The organism is Pseudoalteromonas sp. 0303 (assembly GCF_013349995.1).
Lineage (GTDB): Bacteria > Pseudomonadota > Gammaproteobacteria > Enterobacterales > Alteromonadaceae > Pseudoalteromonas.
Genome location: NZ_JABVXF010000004.1, coordinates 159,865 through 179,969, shown reverse-complemented (window position 1 = coordinate 179,969; position 20,105 = coordinate 159,865). Strand labels below are relative to the sequence as shown.

Below are 20,105 nucleotides of genomic sequence, written 5' to 3'. Positions count from 1 at the left end.
TTGAAACGGTCGAGTATTTTGCTTCGCCCTTATAAGATAACTGAGCTGTAGTTAAAATAAAAGTGTGATAATTAATGAATAGTAATCTGACTTCTTCTAAAAATTTTACCTGGTTGTTTTCTGTGCTAATGATAGTGCTGGCTATTTTTGCGGCGTTCTCTGCACAATTGCCTTCGGCGGACAATTACCAAAGTGGCAATGAAAAAGAGTTCTCCCAGCAAAATGCATTGAAGCATCTTAAAGTTATCAGTGCCGAGGCACATTATGTCGGGGCACCTGCTCATACTAAAGTGCGTAAATACTTAGTGGATGAATTAGAAGCACTTGGCTTAGAGGTTGAAACTTTCAAGCACCTATCGACCCACGGTCGCAGAACTGTTGCTGCATATACTAATAATATTATTACTAAAATTAAGGGTACTAGTGAGGGGAAAGCTCTCGCACTTGTATCACATTATGACTCTGGTACTCACTCATCTTTAGGTGCCAGTGACGCAGGGAGTGGTGTGGTAACTATACTCGAAGCTGTTCGTACCTTTCTTGCCAATGGAAAACAACCAACTAACGATATAATCATCGTTTTGACAGATGCAGAAGAGCAAGGCTTATTGGGGGCTGGTGCCTTTGTTAATTTTCATCCTTGGGCGAAAGATATCGGCTTGGTGCTTAATTTTGAAGCCAGAGGGTCTGGTGGACCGAGCTATATGCTGATAGAAACCAATGGCGGTAATAAAAGGCTTATCCAAGCGTTTAGAGAAGCTGATATTAACATACCCGTCGCTAATTCTTTGATGTATGCCTTGTATAAGTTGTTACCCAACTCGACTGATTTAACGGTATTTAGAAAACAAGCGGATATTGATGGTTTAAACTTTGCGTTTATCGATGATCACTTCGATTATCATACTGTTCAAGACTCTTGGGAAAGAATCGATAGGGAGAGCCTAAATCATCAAGCTGACTACTTGATGGCATCACTTAACTACTTTGCGTATGCAGATCTTAGTCAGTTGAAATCTGAACAAGACATGGTTTATTTCAACTTCCCTGGCGTAAATATGGTGATATACCCTAATTCATGGGTTACGCCTATGGTGTTATTTGCAATAGTGCTATTTGTATTGCTCAGCTATTACGGATTTAAACAAAATTCGCTAACGATTAAGCAAGTGACTCTTGGCTTTGTGCCTCTTTTCACATCATTGGCCCTCGCAGGTTCTATAGGATATTTTGGTTGGCAATTACTATTGTTGCTTTTTCCTCAGTATGCCGATATTCCTCACGGCTTTACTTATAACGGCCATTGGATTTTAGCCTGTTTTGTCACTTCCACCTGCGCTACAACACTTTTCATTTATCAACTGTTTAGTAAAAAACTGTCGAGTAGTAACCTGTTCGTTGCCCCTATAGTGCTTTGGCTATGCGTGAATGTAATGATTGCTCTTATGCTACCTGGCGCAGGATTTTTTATTCTGCCACTCTATTTAGCTCTAGCCTGCTTTGGATTAAATATTTTTAGTCAGATTGAACGACCTAAGCAGCTCATGTTAGCAACTTTATTAGTAATACCTTCGGTTATGCTTTTAGCTCCTTTGATTCCTCTACTTGTTATTGGGTTGGGACTAAAGATGAGTGTGATAGGTACCCTACTAACCAGCATGACGCTTATTTTACTGGTACCGGTTTTTTGCAACTACCCTAAAGGGAATAGACTAGCCATTGTTTTTAGTATGTTATCTTTACTCTTTTTAGTTATATCGGTCGCTCAGTCTGATTATACAGAGGAACGAAAAAAGCCAAATAGCGTGAATTATGTCTATGATCAAGATACCGATAGTGCCTTTATGATCAGCTACAATCGTACCTTGGATGAATTTACAAACCAGTTTTTCGATAAAGAGCCATCAGCAACTACTTGGGATGAATCGATCTATCCACAAAGCAGGCGAACAAAGGTGCGCTATTACCAAGCAGCGGACAAACTCGACATTAAGGCAGCTAAAGTTGAAGTTATAAAGGATGAACTTACCGATAAATCACGAATATTAGAGTTATTAATTAGCCCGCAGCGAGAGGTTAATATTCTTCAACTTGCCAGTAATAATGAAATGCCTATAAGTAAGTTGTCGGTTAATGGCCAAGCATTTAATAGCCAAGCTTTCAGTAGCGAACCAGGTGCAGTAAAAGAGATTAAAAAAGGCTTTTTCTTTAAGTATGTATTAACTCACTCTCATGAAAAAGTAAGTGTAGAGCTCGTTGTTCCTAAAAATACAGAGTTATCATTAAAGGTATTCGAAACATCATTTGATTTGCTTGATAGACTAGATGATGTTCAAGCAAGGGAATCAATATATATGCCAGAGCCTTTTGTGATAAATGATGCCGTTATTATTGGCCAGTCTGTGAAAATTTAAACTTAAGATATTGAAAAATTTGTTTTAAATTAGTTTGATAGAAGCTGTTAATGAGTTGGTTGACTTACTAAATCACAAAAAAGCCTCGCAACGATGCGGGGCTTTTTCTTTCTATATTTTTACGTAATTAAGAAAAACCACTCCGCGCATACAAAACAGCGGCTTAAAATCTGCTCTACTAACCTTATTCATAACGAATAATACAGTCAGATTTCTAAACTCAAGTTAACTTCTAAATGTTGTTAATATTTTGTGATTACCAAGCTGCGAAATTTTCGTTCTATCCTATTATTAAATTTAGATAGAGAACATACAGATAAGTGAATCTAATTTGAGGAGAGAGTGATGCAGTCCATTCTTGGTACTATTCGAGGTCGCCTTACTGCGGGCCTGACTTTAATGGGCGCCCTAATTTTGATTTCGGGGCGTTATCTCTCTTTTATGTTAATCAGCTTGAAAATCAGCTCAATCAACTGAGTGATGAAGTTGTGCCAGTGATGGAAACTACGGATGATTTGATTGCAAATCTGTGGGAGTCAGCAAAAGTCGCTAACGAGATCTTAGCAAGTGAAGAAATCCCTGAATTAAAAGCGCGAACTGCTGAGGTTAAAGAGCTAGCAAAGCTATTTGATGACACCGAGCAAGAACTACTCACTTTAATCAGCAAACCTGAGCGAATAGCGTTAATAAAAAAAGCATCTACCGAGCAAGATGAGTTTTTTTCTCATGCGCTACAAATGTCTGGACAAAAATTAATTGAACTTGAAAAAGAAATCATCTCGGGGAAGCTACTCGATGAGTTTGATAGTGCAGGTGCAGAGCTGATCACCATGCTTGATGAGTTTGCAATTGAAAACGAAGAAGAGATGCAAAAAGCCGAAGATGAAGGTGATGCGCTTGTCGCCAGAGGCGCCTCTGCAAGTGCCGTTAATGATGTACTTGGTTCTTTATTTGAAAGTGATTACCCCGTTGTTGAAGCTGCATTAAAGTTGCAGCGTTTGGTTATTGAAATGCAGGATACCTCGGGTGAGTATTTAGCTGAGGAAGACCCAACTAACCTTCCTAATATTCAAAAAGAGTTTGAAGCCCTTGCTAAACAAGCTGATGAATACTTTGTTGTGCTTACAGATTTAGCCGAGTCAGAAGAGGATAAAGAAGATGCAAAAGTGTTGATTGCTTCATTTAATAATTGGGTAACTGGCGCAAATAATGAAGATGCTTTGTTTGACTCGTATAGAGATCAGTTATCAGCAGAAGCGCTTGCAGATCAGTTATCAGCAGAAGCGCTTGCAGATCAATTAACAGAGGAGTTGGAGGTTGATGTTGATAACGCTGATGCTTATTTTGAAGAAATAGCCGAAGAGGCTGATGCGTTCTCAGACAACGCAGATGAAAAAGCGGCAGAAGTTCTTAATCAAGCTTTTTTTGGTATTCTGTCTTTAACAGCCATCGCTATTGTGATTGGCGCGTTAGTGTTATTTATTTCCTATAAAACCGTGTTAGCGCCAATAGATACTTTATTAAATAGTATGGAGAGTATCGCTGAAGGAGAAGGGGATTTAACTCAACGAGTTGATGCATCATCGAAAGATGAACTCGGGCAGTTAGCAGGAGCATTTAACCAGTTTGTTTATAAGGTGCAAATGCTTGTAAAAGAAATTTCGGCCGCGACTGATGAGATTGTCAATTCAACAGACAGGCAACGAGATATCAGTATCCGTTCAAAAGAGGCAATAGTACAACAAGGCACAGAAACTGACTCTGTTGCAACAGCAATGAACGAAATTACGGTGACTGCGCAAGAAGTTGCGCGTAGTGCTGCAAATGCTGCTCAGTCAACCGATGAAGCGAGTAATGAAACTAAAGCTGCACAAAATGTGGTGCAGTTATCAATTCAATCTGTTCAACAATTAGCAAATGAAGTCGATAAATCATCAGAGGTGATTGGCTCTTTAGCAACAGATGTTGTTGAAATCAGTAAAGTTCTCGATGTTATTGGCGGAATTGCTGAACAGACAAATTTATTGGCATTAAACGCAGCCATTGAGGCTGCACGAGCCGGTGAGCAAGGCCGCGGGTTTGCGGTGGTTGCTGATGAAGTGCGTTCGCTTGCTGCCCGAACCCAAACAAGTACGGCAGAAATCAATAATATGATAGAGCGCTTACAAAAAGGCTCGAGAGGCGCTGTTGATGCAATGACACAAAGCAAGGAGTTTGGTGATTCATCAGTGGCTAATTCAGAAGAGGCTGGGCAATCACTGGATGTTGTATTCTCTTCGATGGATACGATAAATGATATGAATACACAAATTGCCACAGCCGCAGAGCAGCAAACAGCAACAATGGAGGATATTAATCGAAATATTAACTCTATAGTGCAGATTTCCCAGCAAACAATGGATGCCTCTGAAGAAAGTATGCAAGTCAGTCAAAGCCTTGCTAATTTAGGTGAGCAACTCAAAAAGCTAGTAAACCAATTTAAATATTAATCTTCTACAAGCCTGTGGTAAGTTCCACAGGCTTATTTTTTCACAGTTCTAACGAGTGTTTAGTAAAGCTTAGGAACATTTCTAGTTTAAACGCTATATTTTCTGAATCGTTGTGATTATTGATCTCGGACAAGGTTACTGCGTTGACTCTGTATGTTGCAGTGGTACAGTGAAATTGAACTTAAATTCTAGCTAAAGGAGTTGCCCATGCTAGGCGAAAAACACTCGTTATTGAATGAATTCCCAGAGTTTAATGAATTAATCCATAGCCTCGCGAAACACGATGCTCACTTCAAGAAAACCATGCAACGTTACGATGATATGGATAAAGAAATTCGCTCTCTTGAGTTGCAAGACTCTCCAATAGAAGATGCGGACATGCATGAAAAGAAGCATCAACGCGCCGTGCTAAAAGATGAACTTTATGACTTTTTAAAAGCCAATGCTTAATAAATGAATCGAATAATGCTCCTGCTAACGGTAGGAGCTTTTTCACTCCTCTATTTTTACTCTCCAATCGTATTTAATCGCAATATCCCTTTACTCAATCAAGGTTATGGTAGTCTTAGCGCGATTTTTTAAGGCAACAATGGAATAGTGCTTTGCACTGACTGGGATTAACATGATTAAAAAAAATATTATTACTACTTCATTAGCACTTATGGGTGTTGTCGCTGTAGGTAGCGCACACGCTGATGAAGGGCAGTGGCAACCGCATCAATTAAAACAATTACAAAGCGAGTTTGACCGCGTTGGTATTGAGTTACCGGCTTCACAAGTGGCAGATCTTAACCAATATCCACTCAATGCAGTGGTTGGTTTAGGCTATTGCTCTGCGTCATTTGTGTCACCAAAAGGCTTAGCGGTAACTAATCATCACTGTGCTTATGGCGCGATTCAAAATAACAGCACACCAGAAAATAACTTAATTGAAAAAGGCTTTTTAGCAGCTGACTTGTCAAAAGAATTACCAGCAGGCCCGCAAGAGCGTTTGTATGTAACCGAACAAGTGGATGATGTCACTGATCGCGTATTGGGTAACTTACCCGCAGAACTACATGGCAAAGCGCGTTATGAAGCGATTCAAGCAAACCGTAAAGCCTTGATCAGCGAGTGTGAGTCAGATCCTAACTATCGTTGTACGGTACGTGATTTCCACCATGGGCTAGAGTACTTCATGATCAAACAACTGATGATCAAAGATGTGCGCTTAGTGTATGCTCCGGCAGAAGCGCTGGGTAACTTTGGTGGTGACATCGATAACTTTGAATACCCACGTCACACGGCCGATTTTACTTTTGTACGTGGTTATGTTGGTAAAGATGGTAAGCCTGCAGATTACAGCGAAGATAACGTACCTTATGAGCCAAAGTCGTTCTTAAAAGTGAATGCGAGCGGCGTAAGCTTAGGTGATGGCGTGCTGGTGGCAGGTTACCCTGGTCGCACTAGCCGCTATAAACTAGCAGATGAAGTAAATTATTCAGCGAGTTGGTATTACCCGACATTGCTTAATACTTACAACATGACTCTAGACGTAATTGCCAAGCAGAGCGAAGGCGATGAGCAAGCACAAGTTAAATATGCCTCTCGTGTAAAAAGTACTAACAACCGTTTAAAGAAACTGGAAGGCTTACAAGATGGCTTTAAAGTAACGGATATTCCGGGTATTAAAGCTGCGCAAGAACAAGAATACTTAGCTTGGTTTGCACAAAGTGCTGAGCGTAAAGCTTACGCAGATTCATATCACGCATTAAAGTCATTATTAGTAGAAGCGCACGCACAGCAACAAAGCCATTTTTACTTTGATTACGCAAAACGCGCAGACTTATTAAGTACGGCAATTCGTTTATACCGCTTAGCTAAAGAAAGCGAAAAGCCTAATGCAGAGCGCGAAATGGGTTATCAAGAGCGCGATCTTCCTATGCTTAAAGCGCGTTTAGAGCGTTTACAAAAACAGTTTACGCCTGAAGTCGATAAAGCCTTATGGTTAAGCTACTTAGGTAACTATTTAGCGCAAGATAAAGCAGCGCAAGTTACGGCATTAAACGACGGCTTAGGTATTACAGATACCACAACACAAGCTGAGCTTGATGCGATTATTGCTTCTTTTTATGCTAATACAGAGCTTACAGATGTAGAAGCACGTGTTAACTGGATTGGTAAATCTGTCGCAGAGTTTGAAGCATCAAACGACCCATTCATAAAGTTAGCTGTTGCTCTATACGATACCAACATGGCACAAGAAGCTGATAAAAAAGAAATGGCGGGTCGCTTAGCAGAAATTCGCCCGCAGTATATGCAAGCCGTGATCGCTTTCAATAATGCTAAAGGTAAGCCAGTTTACCCAGATGCAAATGGCACACTACGCGTAAGCTATGCACAAGTTGATGGTTACCCAGCAGCAGATGCTGTGTATAAAACACCTTTTACATCACTACGTGGTTTAGTGGCTAAACACACAGGTGAAAAACCATTTGTTGTTACCGATAAAGTACTTGAAGCTTACAAAAAGCAAGCGTTTGGCGCGTACTACCGCGGTGACTTAGGTTTGCCTGGCGTAAGCTGTAGTTTATTTAGCTTTGGTTGTGAGCCACAAGCGGCTAAACCTCTTGAAGTTAACTCAGTACCAGTCAACTTTTTAAGTAGCGCTGATACCACAGGTGGTAATTCAGGTTCACCAGTCATGAATGGTAAAGGTGAATTGGTGGGTCTTAATTTTGACTCGACTTATGAATCAATCACCAAAGATTGGTACTTTAACGCCAAAATTACCCGTGCTATTCACGTTGATATTCGATACATGCTTTGGTTAATGGAAGAAGTTGATAACGCAGGTTACCTACTTGATGAAATGACCCTAGTTAAATAGCTCCGCTATGTTAATAATAACCGCAGCAATCGCTGCGGTTTTTTTATGTCTTTAATTTTTGCCAATCTAACGTTTTTAATTTGTTTATTTTCAATACTTTTGTAATGTACAAAGCAGATACTTTTACTTGGGAAAAATAATGAGCGCCAAACAAATAATAAAAGCCATTTCAGTGAGTGTTGTGGCAATAACGGCAAGCTTTAATGCCAGTGCAGCGAATACCGAAGCAATGTGGCCGGGCACGGCTTATAATCAGCAAATACCAACATTTAAACAAGTACTCGGATACGATGTAGGTGAGCGTATCACCAATTACAACGATATGCGTCGTTATTTAAGCGCTTTAGAGCAAGCAGCGCCTGATCGTATTAAAGTGTTTAAGTACGCAAACAGCTGGGAAGGTCGTGAACTGGTTTATGCGGTGGTTGGCACTACGGAGCATATTCGCTCATTAGAAACTCTCGCCAATAACACCCAAGCTTTGGCTGATCCGCGTATTACCTCTGAAAAAGAAGCTAAGTCGCTAATTAAAAATTTACCTACGTCTGTGTGGCTTCAGTATGCCGTGCACGGTAATGAAATTAGCTCAACCGATGCTGCATTATTTACTGCATATCACTTATTAGCAGCCCCGAATGATGCCGTTAACAGCAAAATTTTAGATAACACAGTGGTGTTTATCGACCCACTACAAAATCCTGATGGTCGTGAGCGCTTTGTTACTCGTTATTATGCGACCGTAGGTCTTGAACACAGTGCAGATAGGTTAAGTGCAGAGCATAATGAGCCATGGCCAAGAGGCCGAACAAATCATTATTTGTTTGATATGAACCGTGATTGGTTAGCGCTTACTCAGCCTGAAAGTAAAGGCAGAGTGGCTTCAATCAATAAATATAAACCACAAGTGGTGGTTGATATTCATGAAATGGGCGGCGACCAATCTTACTACTTTGCACCGGCTGCTCAGCCATTTAATCCGCATATGACGAAAACCCAAATCGCCAACATGGATGCGATTGGGCAAAATCATGCGAAGTATTTTGATGAATTTGGCTTTGATTACTTTACCCGTGAAATCTTTGATGCCTTTTACCCAGGCTACGGTGATAGCTGGCCTGTTTTTTATGGTGCATCAGCATCAACTTACGAAGTAGGCTCTGCACGTGGCCACGTGTTTGAGAAAAATACCGGTGAACTACTCTCCTATTTTAATACTGTAAAGCGTCAATTTGTGGCATCAATTTCGACCGCCGAAGGGGCTGCCAACCAACGTGAAAAACTACTAGGTGACTTTTATCAATATCAAGTTGATGCAATTGATTCGGGTAAAGATAGCAAAGAGCGTGTTTATATCTTACCTAATCAAAGTAACCGTGAAGGCGCTCATAGACTCGCAACCTTAATGGCTGAGCATGGTGTTAAAGTTAAACAAGCAACTGAAGACTTCAAAGCCTGTGGCGTTAAGTATAAAGCGGGTAGCTATTTTATTGATACCGCACAGCCACGCGGGGTATTTGTGCGTACCACATTTACAGACCAAGTAGATATGGCTGAAGCATTTGTAAAAGAGCAAGAAAGACGTCGTGCTCGTAACCTAGGTGATGAAATTTACGATGTCACAGGTTGGTCGCTGCCGATGATGTTTAATGTTGATAGCGATAGTTGTGGTCGCGCTGTTAGCGCAGATAGCAAAGCGGTTCAGGCCGACGACACATTGCTTGGTAAAGTGAATAATCCAGAAGCCTCTGTGGCTTATATTGTTGCTTGGGGTGATACGGCCGCAGCACGCTTTTTAACAGCAGCACTGCAAGCTGGCATTAAACTGAAAAGTGCTGATCAAGCATTTGTATTAGGTGATAAAACTAACTACCCAGCGGGTAGCTTAGTAATCGAAAAACGTCTAAACGATAAAGACTTACTGACTAAAATTAGCCAAATTGCCGAGCAAACTGGTGCAATTGTTGATGGTGTTGATTCAAGCTGGGTGATTGAAGGCCCAAGCTTTGGTAGTAACAAAACAGTGCCTATGGTGGCACCTAAAGTGGCGATTGCATGGGATGCAGCCACTCGTGAGCTAAGCGCCGGTAACACTCGTTTTGTTATCGAAAGACAGCTTGGTTATCCGGTAACCGCTATTCGCACACCCATGCTTGCTTGGGCTGATTTAAGTGATTACCAAGTGCTTATTTTACCAGAAGGTAATTACGAGCAAGCACTCGGTAAATCGGGGGCGGCTAATTTAAAAAGCTGGGTTGAAGCGGGTGGCGTGTTGATTGCCCTAGGTAATGCTAACCGCTTTACCACAAATGCTGATTACGGTTTGTTAGATGTTAAACGCGAGCAAGCTTACCGAGAAGATAAAGCAAGTAGCAATGATGATAAAAGTAGTAAAGTGGCAGGGCAGTTATTCACTTCTCGCGATGATTTAAAAGCAGCGAGCATTGAGCCACATACATCGCCAGACTATGTAGCTGGTGTACTTGCAAATGTTGAAGTAGACCAAGAGCATTGGTTAACCGCTGGGGTTGATAAAGACCTTGTTGCGGTAGCTTACGGTAATGATATTTACACGCCAATAAAACTGAACTCAGGTAAAAACTTAGCCTGGTTTACAGGTAAAGATGATGTGCTAGCAAGTGGTTATCTATGGCAGCAAAATAAAGCACAGCTTGCGTATAAGCCATTGCTTGTTCATCAACCGCAAGGCAAAGGCATGGTGATAGGCTTTACACAGTCACCAACCTACCGTGCTTACCTTGAGGGCATGAATGTACTGTTAACTAACACGATTTTCCGTGCTGCAGCACATGCTCAGTAAGGTTAAAGTCTAATTAAAAAGCCCGCCGATGTTGCGGGCTTTTTTGTATTATCAACCTTTTTGGTTGGCGATGTTTCTCTAACTACGTCTTAAATGCTCAAAAAGTTTGAATGTTTTTGGTACAGAGTCGTTTTCAGTTAAATTGATCAGATAGACCTTCAACTAGAATAATAAAAGCAAGGCGATTTTTATGTCATCAACACAAAACGAAACTTCACAGGCTAACTCAGCAGCTATTTTAAAGCTGATTATTTTTAGTCTGATAGGCATCGTGTTTTTCTTTGTTCCTTTTTCGATTGGCGGTAAATCAACAATATTACTTGATCACATGGTCGGCTTTGGTCGAGATGTCTTTCCACATCAAGTGGAGATATACGCTCTATTGATGATCCTTGCAGGGGGGATCTATCCTTTTATCAGTGGTGGCTGGCAGGCGAATACAACACAAAAAGTATTATCCATTTTAAAACTGTTAGGTGTTGTGACCGCTCTGATGAGCTTTTTTAGCATAGGGCCAAGTCTATTATTTGAAAAAGATATGCTGCCTTTTTTATTCTCTAAACTGGTGGTGCCTATTTCACTGATTGTGCCATTGGGGGCCATTTTTTTGGCATTTTTATTGGGGTATGGCTTATTGGAATTTTTCGGTGTGTTGCTGCAGCCAATAATGAAGCCGTTATTTAAAACGCCCGGTAAATCAGCCATTGATGCCGTCGCTTCTTTTGTTGGCAGTTACTCGATAGGTTTACTGATCACCAATCGTGTCTACAACTCAGGTCATTACTCTGCAAAAGAAGCAGCCATTATTGCCACCGGCTTTTCAACGGTATCAGCTACATTTATGGTGATAGTCGCTAAAACGCTTAACCTAATGGATATTTGGAATCAGTTTTTTTGGAGTACCTTATTACTCACCTTTTTAGTCACCGCCATTACAGTACGATTACCTCCGCTAGCAAATTTAGACGACAACAAATTAATGACTGATGAAAAGCAAACTGAGGCGTCGAGAATTACGCAAGCTGTAAGTGAAGGCTTAGAGATTGCGAAAAGTGCAGAGCCTTTATTGGCGAGTATGTTCAGAAACTTTAAAGAAGGCATGTTGATGGTAATGGGGATCTTGCCTTCAATTATGTCAGTTGGCTTGATTGGCTTGTTATTAGCGAAGTTCACCCCTGTTTTTGAGTTGTTAGGAATGCTGTTTTATCCATTTGCATGGTTAATTCAAACCCCAGATCCTGAACTTGTCTCGAAAGCTGCCGCTACAGGGCTTGCTGAAATGTTCTTACCTTCGCTCTTAGTGACAAACAGCGACTTTGTAACTCGGTTTGTTGTGGCACAAATATCTATATCTTCGATTTTATTTTTCTCAGCGTCGATACCGTGCATTTTATCAACTCAGATCCCGATTACTGTAAAGCATATTTTGATTATCTGGTATCAGCGGACCTTATTAACCTTATTGATGAGTACGCCACTGGCTTATCTGATCCACTATTTTATTTCTAAATAGGTTAATTATTTAAGGTACAAGATTGTAGCTGTCTGAAATAGCGCTTAGGATGAAGTTACTGTCTCGCTAAGTCATATAATAATAAATAGGAAATCCGATGAAAAAATTAGCATTAAGCCTATTCGCTGTTGGTGTTTTAGTTTCTCACTCTGTGCAGGCAAGTAATGAGCAACAGCGTGTTAGTGGTTATTTTGATGATCTTAAAAAGCCCGCGATTAATATTGCCGATAATTTATGGAACTGGGCTGAAGTTGGATTTCAAGAGCATAAAAGTAGCGAGTTAATGCAGCAAACTCTTCAAGACGCTGGTTTTGACATTCAATCAGGCGTTGCAGGTATGCCAACAGCTTTCGTGGCAAGTTATGGTGATTCAGGCCCTGTGATTGGTATTTTGGCTGAAATGGATGCCTTGCCTGGGCTATCGCAAGACGCGCAACCCGCTCACTCCCCAATTGCAGGCAAGCAAGCGGGCCATGCTTGTGGTCATCACTTATTTGCTGGTGGCTCTGTAACAGCTGCAATGGCAATCAAGCGCTGGCTTGAAGAAACCGGTACGCAAGGGCAAGTAAGAGTTTATGGTACCCCTGCTGAGGAAGGTGGAGCAGGTAAAGTGTATATGGTTCGTGATGGTTTGTTTGATGATGTTGATATTGCTCTACATTGGCATGCCGGATCACAAAACAATGCAGATGCGACATCGTCATTAGCAAACAAAGGGGCAAAATTCCGTTTTAAAGGGATTGCTGCGCATGCCGCCGTGATGCCAGAAAGAGGCCGCTCAGCACTCGATGGTGTCGAGGCAATGAACTACATGGTTAATATGATGCGTGAGCATGTGCCTTCTGATACGCGTATTCATTATGTGATTACTAATGGTGGTGGTGCACCTAATGTTGTGCCTGAGTTTGCAGAGGTTTATTACTACCTTCGTACGCCGAGAGCCGCAGATCTCGCAGAGCTTTGGCAGCGATTAGAAAACACCGCAAAAGCAGCTGCGCTCGGTACGGGCACCAAAGCAGAATGGGAAGTCGTGTCGGGAGTATGGGATATTTTACCTAATATGACGTTAGCCCATGTTATGCACGAAAGCATGAGTGAGTTTGGTGGTATTGAATACTCTAAAAAAGAACAGGCGTTTGCAGAGCAGATCCGTCCTACTTTAGGCAAGCAAGCAGAGTCAATTATAGGTCTTGAAAAGCAAATTATGCCTTTAAGCGATGAGGTGCATGCAGGCACTTACTCATCAGATGTTGGTGATGTGAGTTGGAATGTACCAACGGCAGGCCTGATTGCTTCAACCTGGGTACCAGGAACAGCATTTCATAGTTGGCAGGCAGTTGCTTCTGGTGGTACTTCGATTGGCCACAAAGGGATGATTCTTGCCGCTGAAACCCTTGCTTTGAGCGCAGTAAAGTTATACCAAAATCCGAGTTTAATTGAAAAAGCGAAAGCAGAGTTTAAACAGCGTAAAGGGGACGTAAAGTATTATCCTCAGATAGGCGATAGAGCGCCAGCGCTAGATTTACGCGCTAGCAAGAAGGATTAATACCAATCCGCAATAATACTTAATCATTTTGAGGGATTAAACCTGTCGCTACCTGCGTTAAAAATTTCTCATTTAGAACAACTAAATAACGAAATTTTTGCCTTGTTATCAACGAGGTTTTATTGCCTCAAAATAGACTACTTAATTAAGCGAATTGGTATAAAAATAAAAAAGCCCGCAGGGCAAAGGGCGGGCTTTTTAATGTTCCAAGGAAAGAAAGTGCTAAGACACAATCCCTAGTGGCTTACCAGTTTGCCAAGCGCCACGGGTAAAATCTGGAATTGTTTTGCTGTTACTTCTATCAGCAACCGATGCCATACTTTGTGGGAAGATTGATGACCATGCTGCGGCATCGTATACATCTTGATCGAGTGGCTCATTATTGCGTAAGCAGTAGATCATGCGCCAAAGCATAATGAAATCCATACCGCCGTGGCCGCCGTTCTTGACCGCTTCTTCACCCATGCGTTTCCACAGTGGGTGATCAAACTCAGCACGCCACTTTTCCATATCTTGATCCCAGCTATGGAAGTTTTGCATATGTGGCTTACGACCCTGCGAACCCGCTTTCTCCCATGCAGCGAGTTCTGCTTCATATTGCTGTTGGTTAATTTTCGCGATGGCTGGTGGCACATCTTCAAGAGCAATGCGATTAGGGAAACCAGCAAATGTACCATTAGTACCTTGAATTAGGTTATGGCGGCTGTACGGGCGAGGGCTTGTGGTGTCGTGCTGAACCATAATGCTACGACCTTTCACTGTTTTAATAATGCTGGTGTTCATGTCGCCAGCGGTAAATTTTAGTGAACGACGTTCGTGACCTGCAGGGAATTCACGCTCTGCGTATGCTGCGCGGCCAAGTGCAGGTGAGCTGACTGAGGTAACAAAATCAAAGCGGTCACCACGGTTGATGTTCATATACTGAGAAACAGGGCCTAAACCATGGGTTGGGTATAAGTTACCGTTTACTTTGGTATGCCAGTAAGTACGCCAAGAACCAGTGCTGCGGTCAATTTCTTTCATTTGCCAACGCAGGTCATGAATATAAGCAGCTTCACCATGCAGTAACTCACCAAATATGCCTTTACGAACCATGTTTAAAACCATTAACTCGTCACGGCCGTAGTTAACGTTTTCCATCATCATGCAGTTCTTTTGCGTGCGCTCAGCAGTGTTTACTAGTTGCCAACACTCTTCCATCGTGGTTGCTGCAGGTACTTCAACAAAGGCATGCTTACCACTTTCCATGGTCGCGACGCTCATTGGTGTATGCCAACGCCAAGGTGTTGAAATGATCACAATGTCGATGTCATCACGAGCAAGCATGTCTAAATAGGCTTTATCAGAACCCGTATAAGCAGTTGGTTTAGGTAAGCCTTTTTCAACAACATAATTAACAGACTTATCTAGCATCAGCTGATCAGTGTCACAAATAGCTTTAATTTCAACACCTTCAATATGGCAAAGATGTTTTACATGGCCGCTACCACGTTGACCAACCCCAATAAAACCAACACGTACCACATCCATTGCTGGTACAGCTAAGCCCATTACGCTTTTACCTTGTGCTGCAAGTGGTGTGCTTTGATTATCACCTTTTTGGCTTTTCGCACAGCCTGTCACGACTGTCGCGGCGGTAATGGCTGCGGCAGATTTTAAAAAACTACGTCTATCTATTGTCATAACGATACCTAAATCACTGAGATTATTTTAATAGTGGGTTTCAGTTGTTTCTGTTATATCGCAACTCAAAGTTAATTACAATTAAATGCTTTCAAACTCTTTCGTAATTTTGGATTTTATCATTTTTACTCTTATGGAATACCGTGTTTAGCATGTTTTAAACTTACCTTTGGTCTTTCGTTGTCTTTCGTTTTGTTGCGCGGCGTTTCGCGCTGTGCTAATGTAATTTCAAATCACGTATCTAACCATTAGCGTAAGCTGCTTGGAGAAAACCATGAATGCATTAAAAACGATTATAAATAACAATCGAGTAGGGCAAGCGCAGGGTATTTATTCTGTGTGTTGTGCACACCCGCTCGTTATTGAAGCAGCAATGTTGCAAGCTCTAAATGATGACACCGAAATTTTAATAGAAGCTACAGCGAATCAAGTTAATCAGTTTGGTGGTTACACAGGAATGAAGCCCCATGACTTCGTTGAGTTTGTTCATGCAATAGCGGAAAAAGTAGGGTTAGATACCCAGCGCATTATTTTAGGTGGTGATCATTTAGGCCCAGTGTGTTGGGTAAATGAGCCTGCAGAGGTCGCGATGGTAAAAGCTGTTGAGCTAGTAAAAGCCTATGCAAGTGCGGGTTTTAAGAAAATTCATTTAGATGCCAGTATGCCATGCGCTGACGATGGAGAACGTTTAGCTGATGCCGAAATTGCCAAGCGTGCAGCATTGATGTGCCAAGCCGCAGAGTTGGCAGCAGAAGATAACGATATTCTGTATGTAGTGGGCACTGAGGTTCCTCCTCCGGGTGGCGCAACACAAGAGCATGAAATTATTGAGGTATCCCATGTTGAGGGGGTACAGCAAACAATCGAATTACATCAGGCTGCATTTGCGAACTTAAACATAAGCGATGTGTGGTCACGTGTTATTGCTGTTGTTGTGCAGCCGGGAGTTGAATTTGATAACCATCAAGTTTTTGATTACCAACGTAATGAAGCGCAAAAACTGAAAGAGTTTATCACCACTGTCGATAATCTTGTTTATGAAGCTCACTCTACCGACTATCAGCCAGATCATTGCTATCACGAGTTGGTACAAGATCACTTTGCCATATTAAAAGTGGGCCCACAGCTTACTTATGCACTACGCGAAGGGTTGTTTGCATTATCTTATATTGAAGATCAATTAGTCGAAGCTAGTCAGCGTTCTAATTTACGTGATGTGTGTGAGCGCATTATGCTAGAAAAGCCACATTACTGGAATAAATTTTACCCAACACAAGGTGCTGAAGCTAAGCTATTTAGAGCTTATAGTTATAGCGATCGTATTCGTTATTACTGGCCTGAAGATGAAATAAAACAAACGGTAGAAATCTTATTTGCCAACTTAGAAGGGCAAATTATTCCACAGACTTTGCTTAGCCAATTTATGCCAATGCAATACAAAGCATTAATTAATGGCCAAATTAACTCATCACCGCGTGAGTTAGTACTTAACAAAATAATGGAAGTGACGAATAGCTATTCGCTTGCTTGTAATCAATAAGTGGTGTTGAGAGAGAATTTATTATGACACAGTTTTTATCCTTAAACGAAACCGAGCTTAAGCAGCAAAACGCATATTGGACAGCAAGAGAAATCACACAACAACCCAAATCATGGTGTAATACGGCAACAGTGGTTGATAACAAGCGAGCTGAGATTAATGATTTTTTAGCGCCGATTTTAGCACTTAATAACTTAAAAGTAGTTTTAACAGGCGCTGGTACATCAGCTTATGTGGGCGAGGCTTTAACACCTCATTTAACTGCGAAAACCGATTTGGATGTATGTGCTGTCAGCACCACTGATATTGTCTCTAACCCATATGGGTTTTTACAAAAGAGCACACCTACTTTACTAATTTCTTATGCGCGTTCAGGTAATAGCCCTGAAAGTGTCGCGGCGGTTGATATTGCAGAACAAGTCGTTGAAAAGTGCTATCACTTAGTTATTACCTGTAATGAAAATGGTGAGTTAGCTAAAAGGGCGGCAACTAAAAAAAATAGTTTTAGTGTACTTATGCCAAAAGAAACCTTAGACGAAAGCTTTGCTATGACCAGTAGTTTCACCTCTATGCTGATTTCAACACTGTGTATTTTTACTCCTGATAACGTTCAATTAGAAAAAGTTGTGACACATACTAATCAGCTACTCGATACGAAAATTGATGACATTAAGCGTTTTGCACAAAGTAAGGTTGAGCGCTTAGTGTTTTTAGGAGCCGGCTCTTTACTTGGCTACGCGAAAGAAGCTGCATTAAAGTGTTTAGAGTTAACAAATGGTGAATTAATTAGTTATTCTGAAACGCCTTTGGGTTTTAGGCATGGCCCGAAAACCATTATTAATAATAAAACTGCCGTACTATTGATGTCATCAGGGAATTTATATAGCAGTTTATATGATACTGATTTATATAATGAATTGGTCAGAGAGCAACAATGCCTGCAAATAGAAAAATTATCGATAGGTACAAAGCAGCAACCGCTGGATGATGTGTGGCAAGGTCTGTATTATATTGTCTATTGTCAGATTTTTGCATTTTATAAATCAATCTCACTCGGTTTAACACCTGACAATCCTTGCCCAACGGGCGAAGTTAACCGTGTTGTACAAGGGGTAACTATTTACCCGTTAACTTCTTGTTAGAAAGTGTTAGGTAGAGTATGGCTGTTTATGGACTCGATATTGGTGGAACAAAAATAGAAACCGCCATTTTTAATAATAATTTAGAGCAACAGCAGAGTTGGCGTATTGCAACGCCCACAGATGATTATCAGCTATTTTTGCAGGCAATATATCAGCAGGTGCTAAAGGCCGATGAATTAACACATAGTCAGGGGGCTGTGGGGATCGGTATGCCAGGTATCATTAATGAGGCTGGCAAAGTGTTATCTGCAAATGTGCCTTGTGCCACAGGTAAGGTGATTGCCGACGACCTACAAACATTATTAAAACGCCCTGTTGCGATATTAAATGACACTCGGTGTTTTGCCTTATCAGAAGCAAATGGCGGAGCTGGTGAAGGTTATAGTCGGGTGTTTGGTGCTATTGTTGGTACTGGTGCTGCGGGTGGTATGTGTATTGATGGAACCTTGTTTAACCAAGGTTTGGGTATGTCTGGGGAGTACGGTCATTTACCGCTGTCTGCGTATTTGCAGCAAAAATACCAGCTGCCGGTTTTAAAATGTGGCTGTGGTTTAAATGGCTGTGTCGAAAGTTATATTGCAGGGCCAGGTGTACAATCACTGTATCAGCATATTACGCAATCCCCTAAATCAGCGATTGAATGGGCAAACGATATCAAACATGGTGATGAGCAAGCCTTAAAGGTGCTCGCCTGTTACTTAGATATTCTTGGCGAAACCTTTGCTGCTATTAGTAAAAGTTTGCATCCAGAAGTTATCGTGCTTGGGGGCGGGTTGTCGCTCATTGATGCAATTGTAGATAAGCTCCCTGACGCGATTCAAACTCATTTATTTTCAGGTTTTGCCGTGCCCGACGTGAAGCGCGCAAAATTTGGTGACTCTAGTGGCGTAAGAGGCGCTGCAATAATAGGAAGTGTCCATGCTAATTCCAACGCATCTTAATCGCTATTACTTAAAAGCCGCAAAAGTGGTGACAGCTGATGCGGTTTTACTCGATCACGTGGTCTTGGTCGAGCAAGGTAAAATTAGTGCCATTACTACGCAAATAGCGCCCGAGATCGAGGTAATAGATTTAGGTGAGCACAGTTTATTTCCGGGCTTTATCGATTTACATATTCATGGCCGTGAAGGCTGCGATATTATGGACGGCACCCCAGAATCACTAGAGACTATTTCTCGCTCTTTAGCAAAGCACGGCGTAACGGGGTTTGTTGGCACAACGGTGACCGCAGACTGGGACGTATCAATTCAAGCTTATAAAAATATGGCGAGTGCCTATCAAAAAGGCTTGGCTGGGGCGCAGTTGCTAGGGGCTTATAACGAAGGTTTATTCTTTGCCGAAGCACATAAAGGCGCGCATAACGAGTCATTTTTTTTAGAGCTTACTAAACAGCGATTTGATGAAATTTATGCCGCATGTGAAGGTTGCTTAAGCTCATTTGCGTTAGCGCCAGAACTACTTAAATCGCCCGATATGATCCGCTATATCACCGATAAAGGTGTGCGTGTGATGCTGGGTCATACAGATGCTAATTTTGAGCAAACAACACTAGCTCTTGCTCATGGTGCCTGCGGTGGTGTGCATATTTTTAATGGTATGCGCGGTATTCATCATCGTGATCCCGGCTGTACTGGTGCACTATTGATGGACAACGATGCCATGGTTGAGCTTATTCCTGATGGTATTCATTTGCACCCGAGCATCATGAACATGGTTTACCGTTTAAAAGGGGCAGATAAAATTGCTCTGATCACAGATTGCGTGAGCGCCGGAGGCTTACAAGATGGTCGCTACCGTTTAGGTGAGCTTCCTATTGTGGTTGAGCAAGGTGTTGCGCGAACTGAGAGCGGCTCTTTAGCGGGCAGTACATTAACCATGGAAGTTGGCGTTGAACGTTTTTATAACCTAACCGACGCAAGCCTAGTCGAAGCAACTAACATGGCTAGTTTAGTACCCGCTGAGTTTTTAAATAAAGCGGAGCAAATAGGCAGTATTGCGGTAGGTAAACAGGCTAATTTTGCCCTGCTCGATAAAGACTTTTCTGTTCAAGCAACGATCTGTGCGGGTAAGCAAATCTTTTAAAAGTTAAGT

12 protein-coding genes are annotated in these 20,105 nt (G+C 41.7%); 11 read left to right on the top strand and 1 reads right to left on the bottom strand.

Going from position 1 to position 20,105, the window contains the following annotated elements; all coding sequences use genetic code 11:
* The first annotated feature begins 74 nt into the window (after positions 1-74).
* From HUS62_RS04915 to HUS62_RS04885, 7 genes are all read left to right on the top strand, one after another.
* On the top strand, positions 75-2,414 hold the full coding sequence (locus HUS62_RS04915) for a M20/M25/M40 family metallo-hydrolase (protein ID WP_175078723.1): 2,340 nt from the start codon (positions 75-77) through the stop codon (positions 2,412-2,414).
* Between the two features lie 497 nt (positions 2,415-2,911).
* On the top strand, positions 2,912-4,903 hold the full coding sequence (locus HUS62_RS04910; RefSeq protein WP_258536719.1) for a methyl-accepting chemotaxis protein: 1,992 nt from the start codon (positions 2,912-2,914) through the stop codon (positions 4,901-4,903).
* A gap of 207 nt (positions 4,904-5,110) precedes the next feature.
* A complete protein-coding gene (locus HUS62_RS04905; protein ID WP_054561078.1) occupies positions 5,111-5,353 on the top strand; it encodes a YdcH family protein in 243 nt (80 codons plus the stop codon).
* Between the two features lie 172 nt (positions 5,354-5,525).
* Positions 5,526-7,772, top strand: a complete 2,247-nt coding sequence (locus HUS62_RS04900) for a S46 family peptidase (RefSeq protein WP_175078721.1) — start codon at positions 5,526-5,528, stop codon at positions 7,770-7,772.
* 139 nt (positions 7,773-7,911) lie between these two features.
* Positions 7,912-10,590 carry a M14 family metallopeptidase gene (locus HUS62_RS04895; RefSeq protein WP_175078720.1) on the top strand — a complete coding sequence of 893 codons (2,679 nt, stop codon included), beginning with the start codon at positions 7,912-7,914 and terminating at the stop codon, positions 10,588-10,590.
* 190 nt (positions 10,591-10,780) lie between these two features.
* On the top strand, positions 10,781-12,103 hold the full coding sequence (locus HUS62_RS04890) for a YjiH family protein (RefSeq protein WP_175078719.1): 1,323 nt from the start codon (positions 10,781-10,783) through the stop codon (positions 12,101-12,103).
* A 97-nt stretch (positions 12,104-12,200) separates the two neighbouring features.
* A complete protein-coding gene (locus HUS62_RS04885; RefSeq protein WP_175078718.1) occupies positions 12,201-13,649 on the top strand; it encodes an amidohydrolase in 1,449 nt (482 codons plus the stop codon).
* 222 nt (positions 13,650-13,871) lie between these two features.
* On the opposite strand, the gene HUS62_RS04880 is transcribed toward HUS62_RS04885, so the two are convergent.
* Positions 13,872-15,332, bottom strand: a complete 1,461-nt coding sequence (locus tag HUS62_RS04880; RefSeq protein ID WP_175078717.1) for a Gfo/Idh/MocA family protein — start codon at positions 15,330-15,332, stop codon at positions 13,872-13,874.
* Between the two features lie 274 nt (positions 15,333-15,606).
* On the opposite strand from HUS62_RS04880, the gene HUS62_RS04875 reads away from it, so the two are divergent.
* From HUS62_RS04875 to nagA, 4 genes are read left to right on the top strand one after another with little or no spacing between them, the layout of a single operon-like run.
* Positions 15,607-16,872, top strand: a complete 1,266-nt coding sequence (locus HUS62_RS04875) for a D-tagatose-bisphosphate aldolase, class II, non-catalytic subunit (RefSeq protein WP_175078716.1) — start codon at positions 15,607-15,609, stop codon at positions 16,870-16,872.
* Between the two features lie 23 nt (positions 16,873-16,895).
* Complete coding sequence (locus HUS62_RS04870; RefSeq protein ID WP_175078715.1) at positions 16,896-18,014, top strand: SIS domain-containing protein; 1,119 nt, start codon at positions 16,896-16,898, stop codon at positions 18,012-18,014.
* 17 nt (positions 18,015-18,031) lie between these two features.
* Positions 18,032-18,955 carry an ROK family protein gene (locus HUS62_RS04865; protein ID WP_175078714.1) on the top strand — a complete coding sequence of 308 codons (924 nt, stop codon included), beginning with the start codon at positions 18,032-18,034 and terminating at the stop codon, positions 18,953-18,955.
* On the top strand, positions 18,933-20,096 hold the full coding sequence (gene nagA, locus HUS62_RS04860) for an N-acetylglucosamine-6-phosphate deacetylase (protein WP_175078713.1): 1,164 nt from the start codon (positions 18,933-18,935) through the stop codon (positions 20,094-20,096). Before HUS62_RS04865 ends, nagA begins: the two co-directional genes overlap by 23 nt.
* Positions 20,097-20,105: the final 9 nt, after the last annotated feature.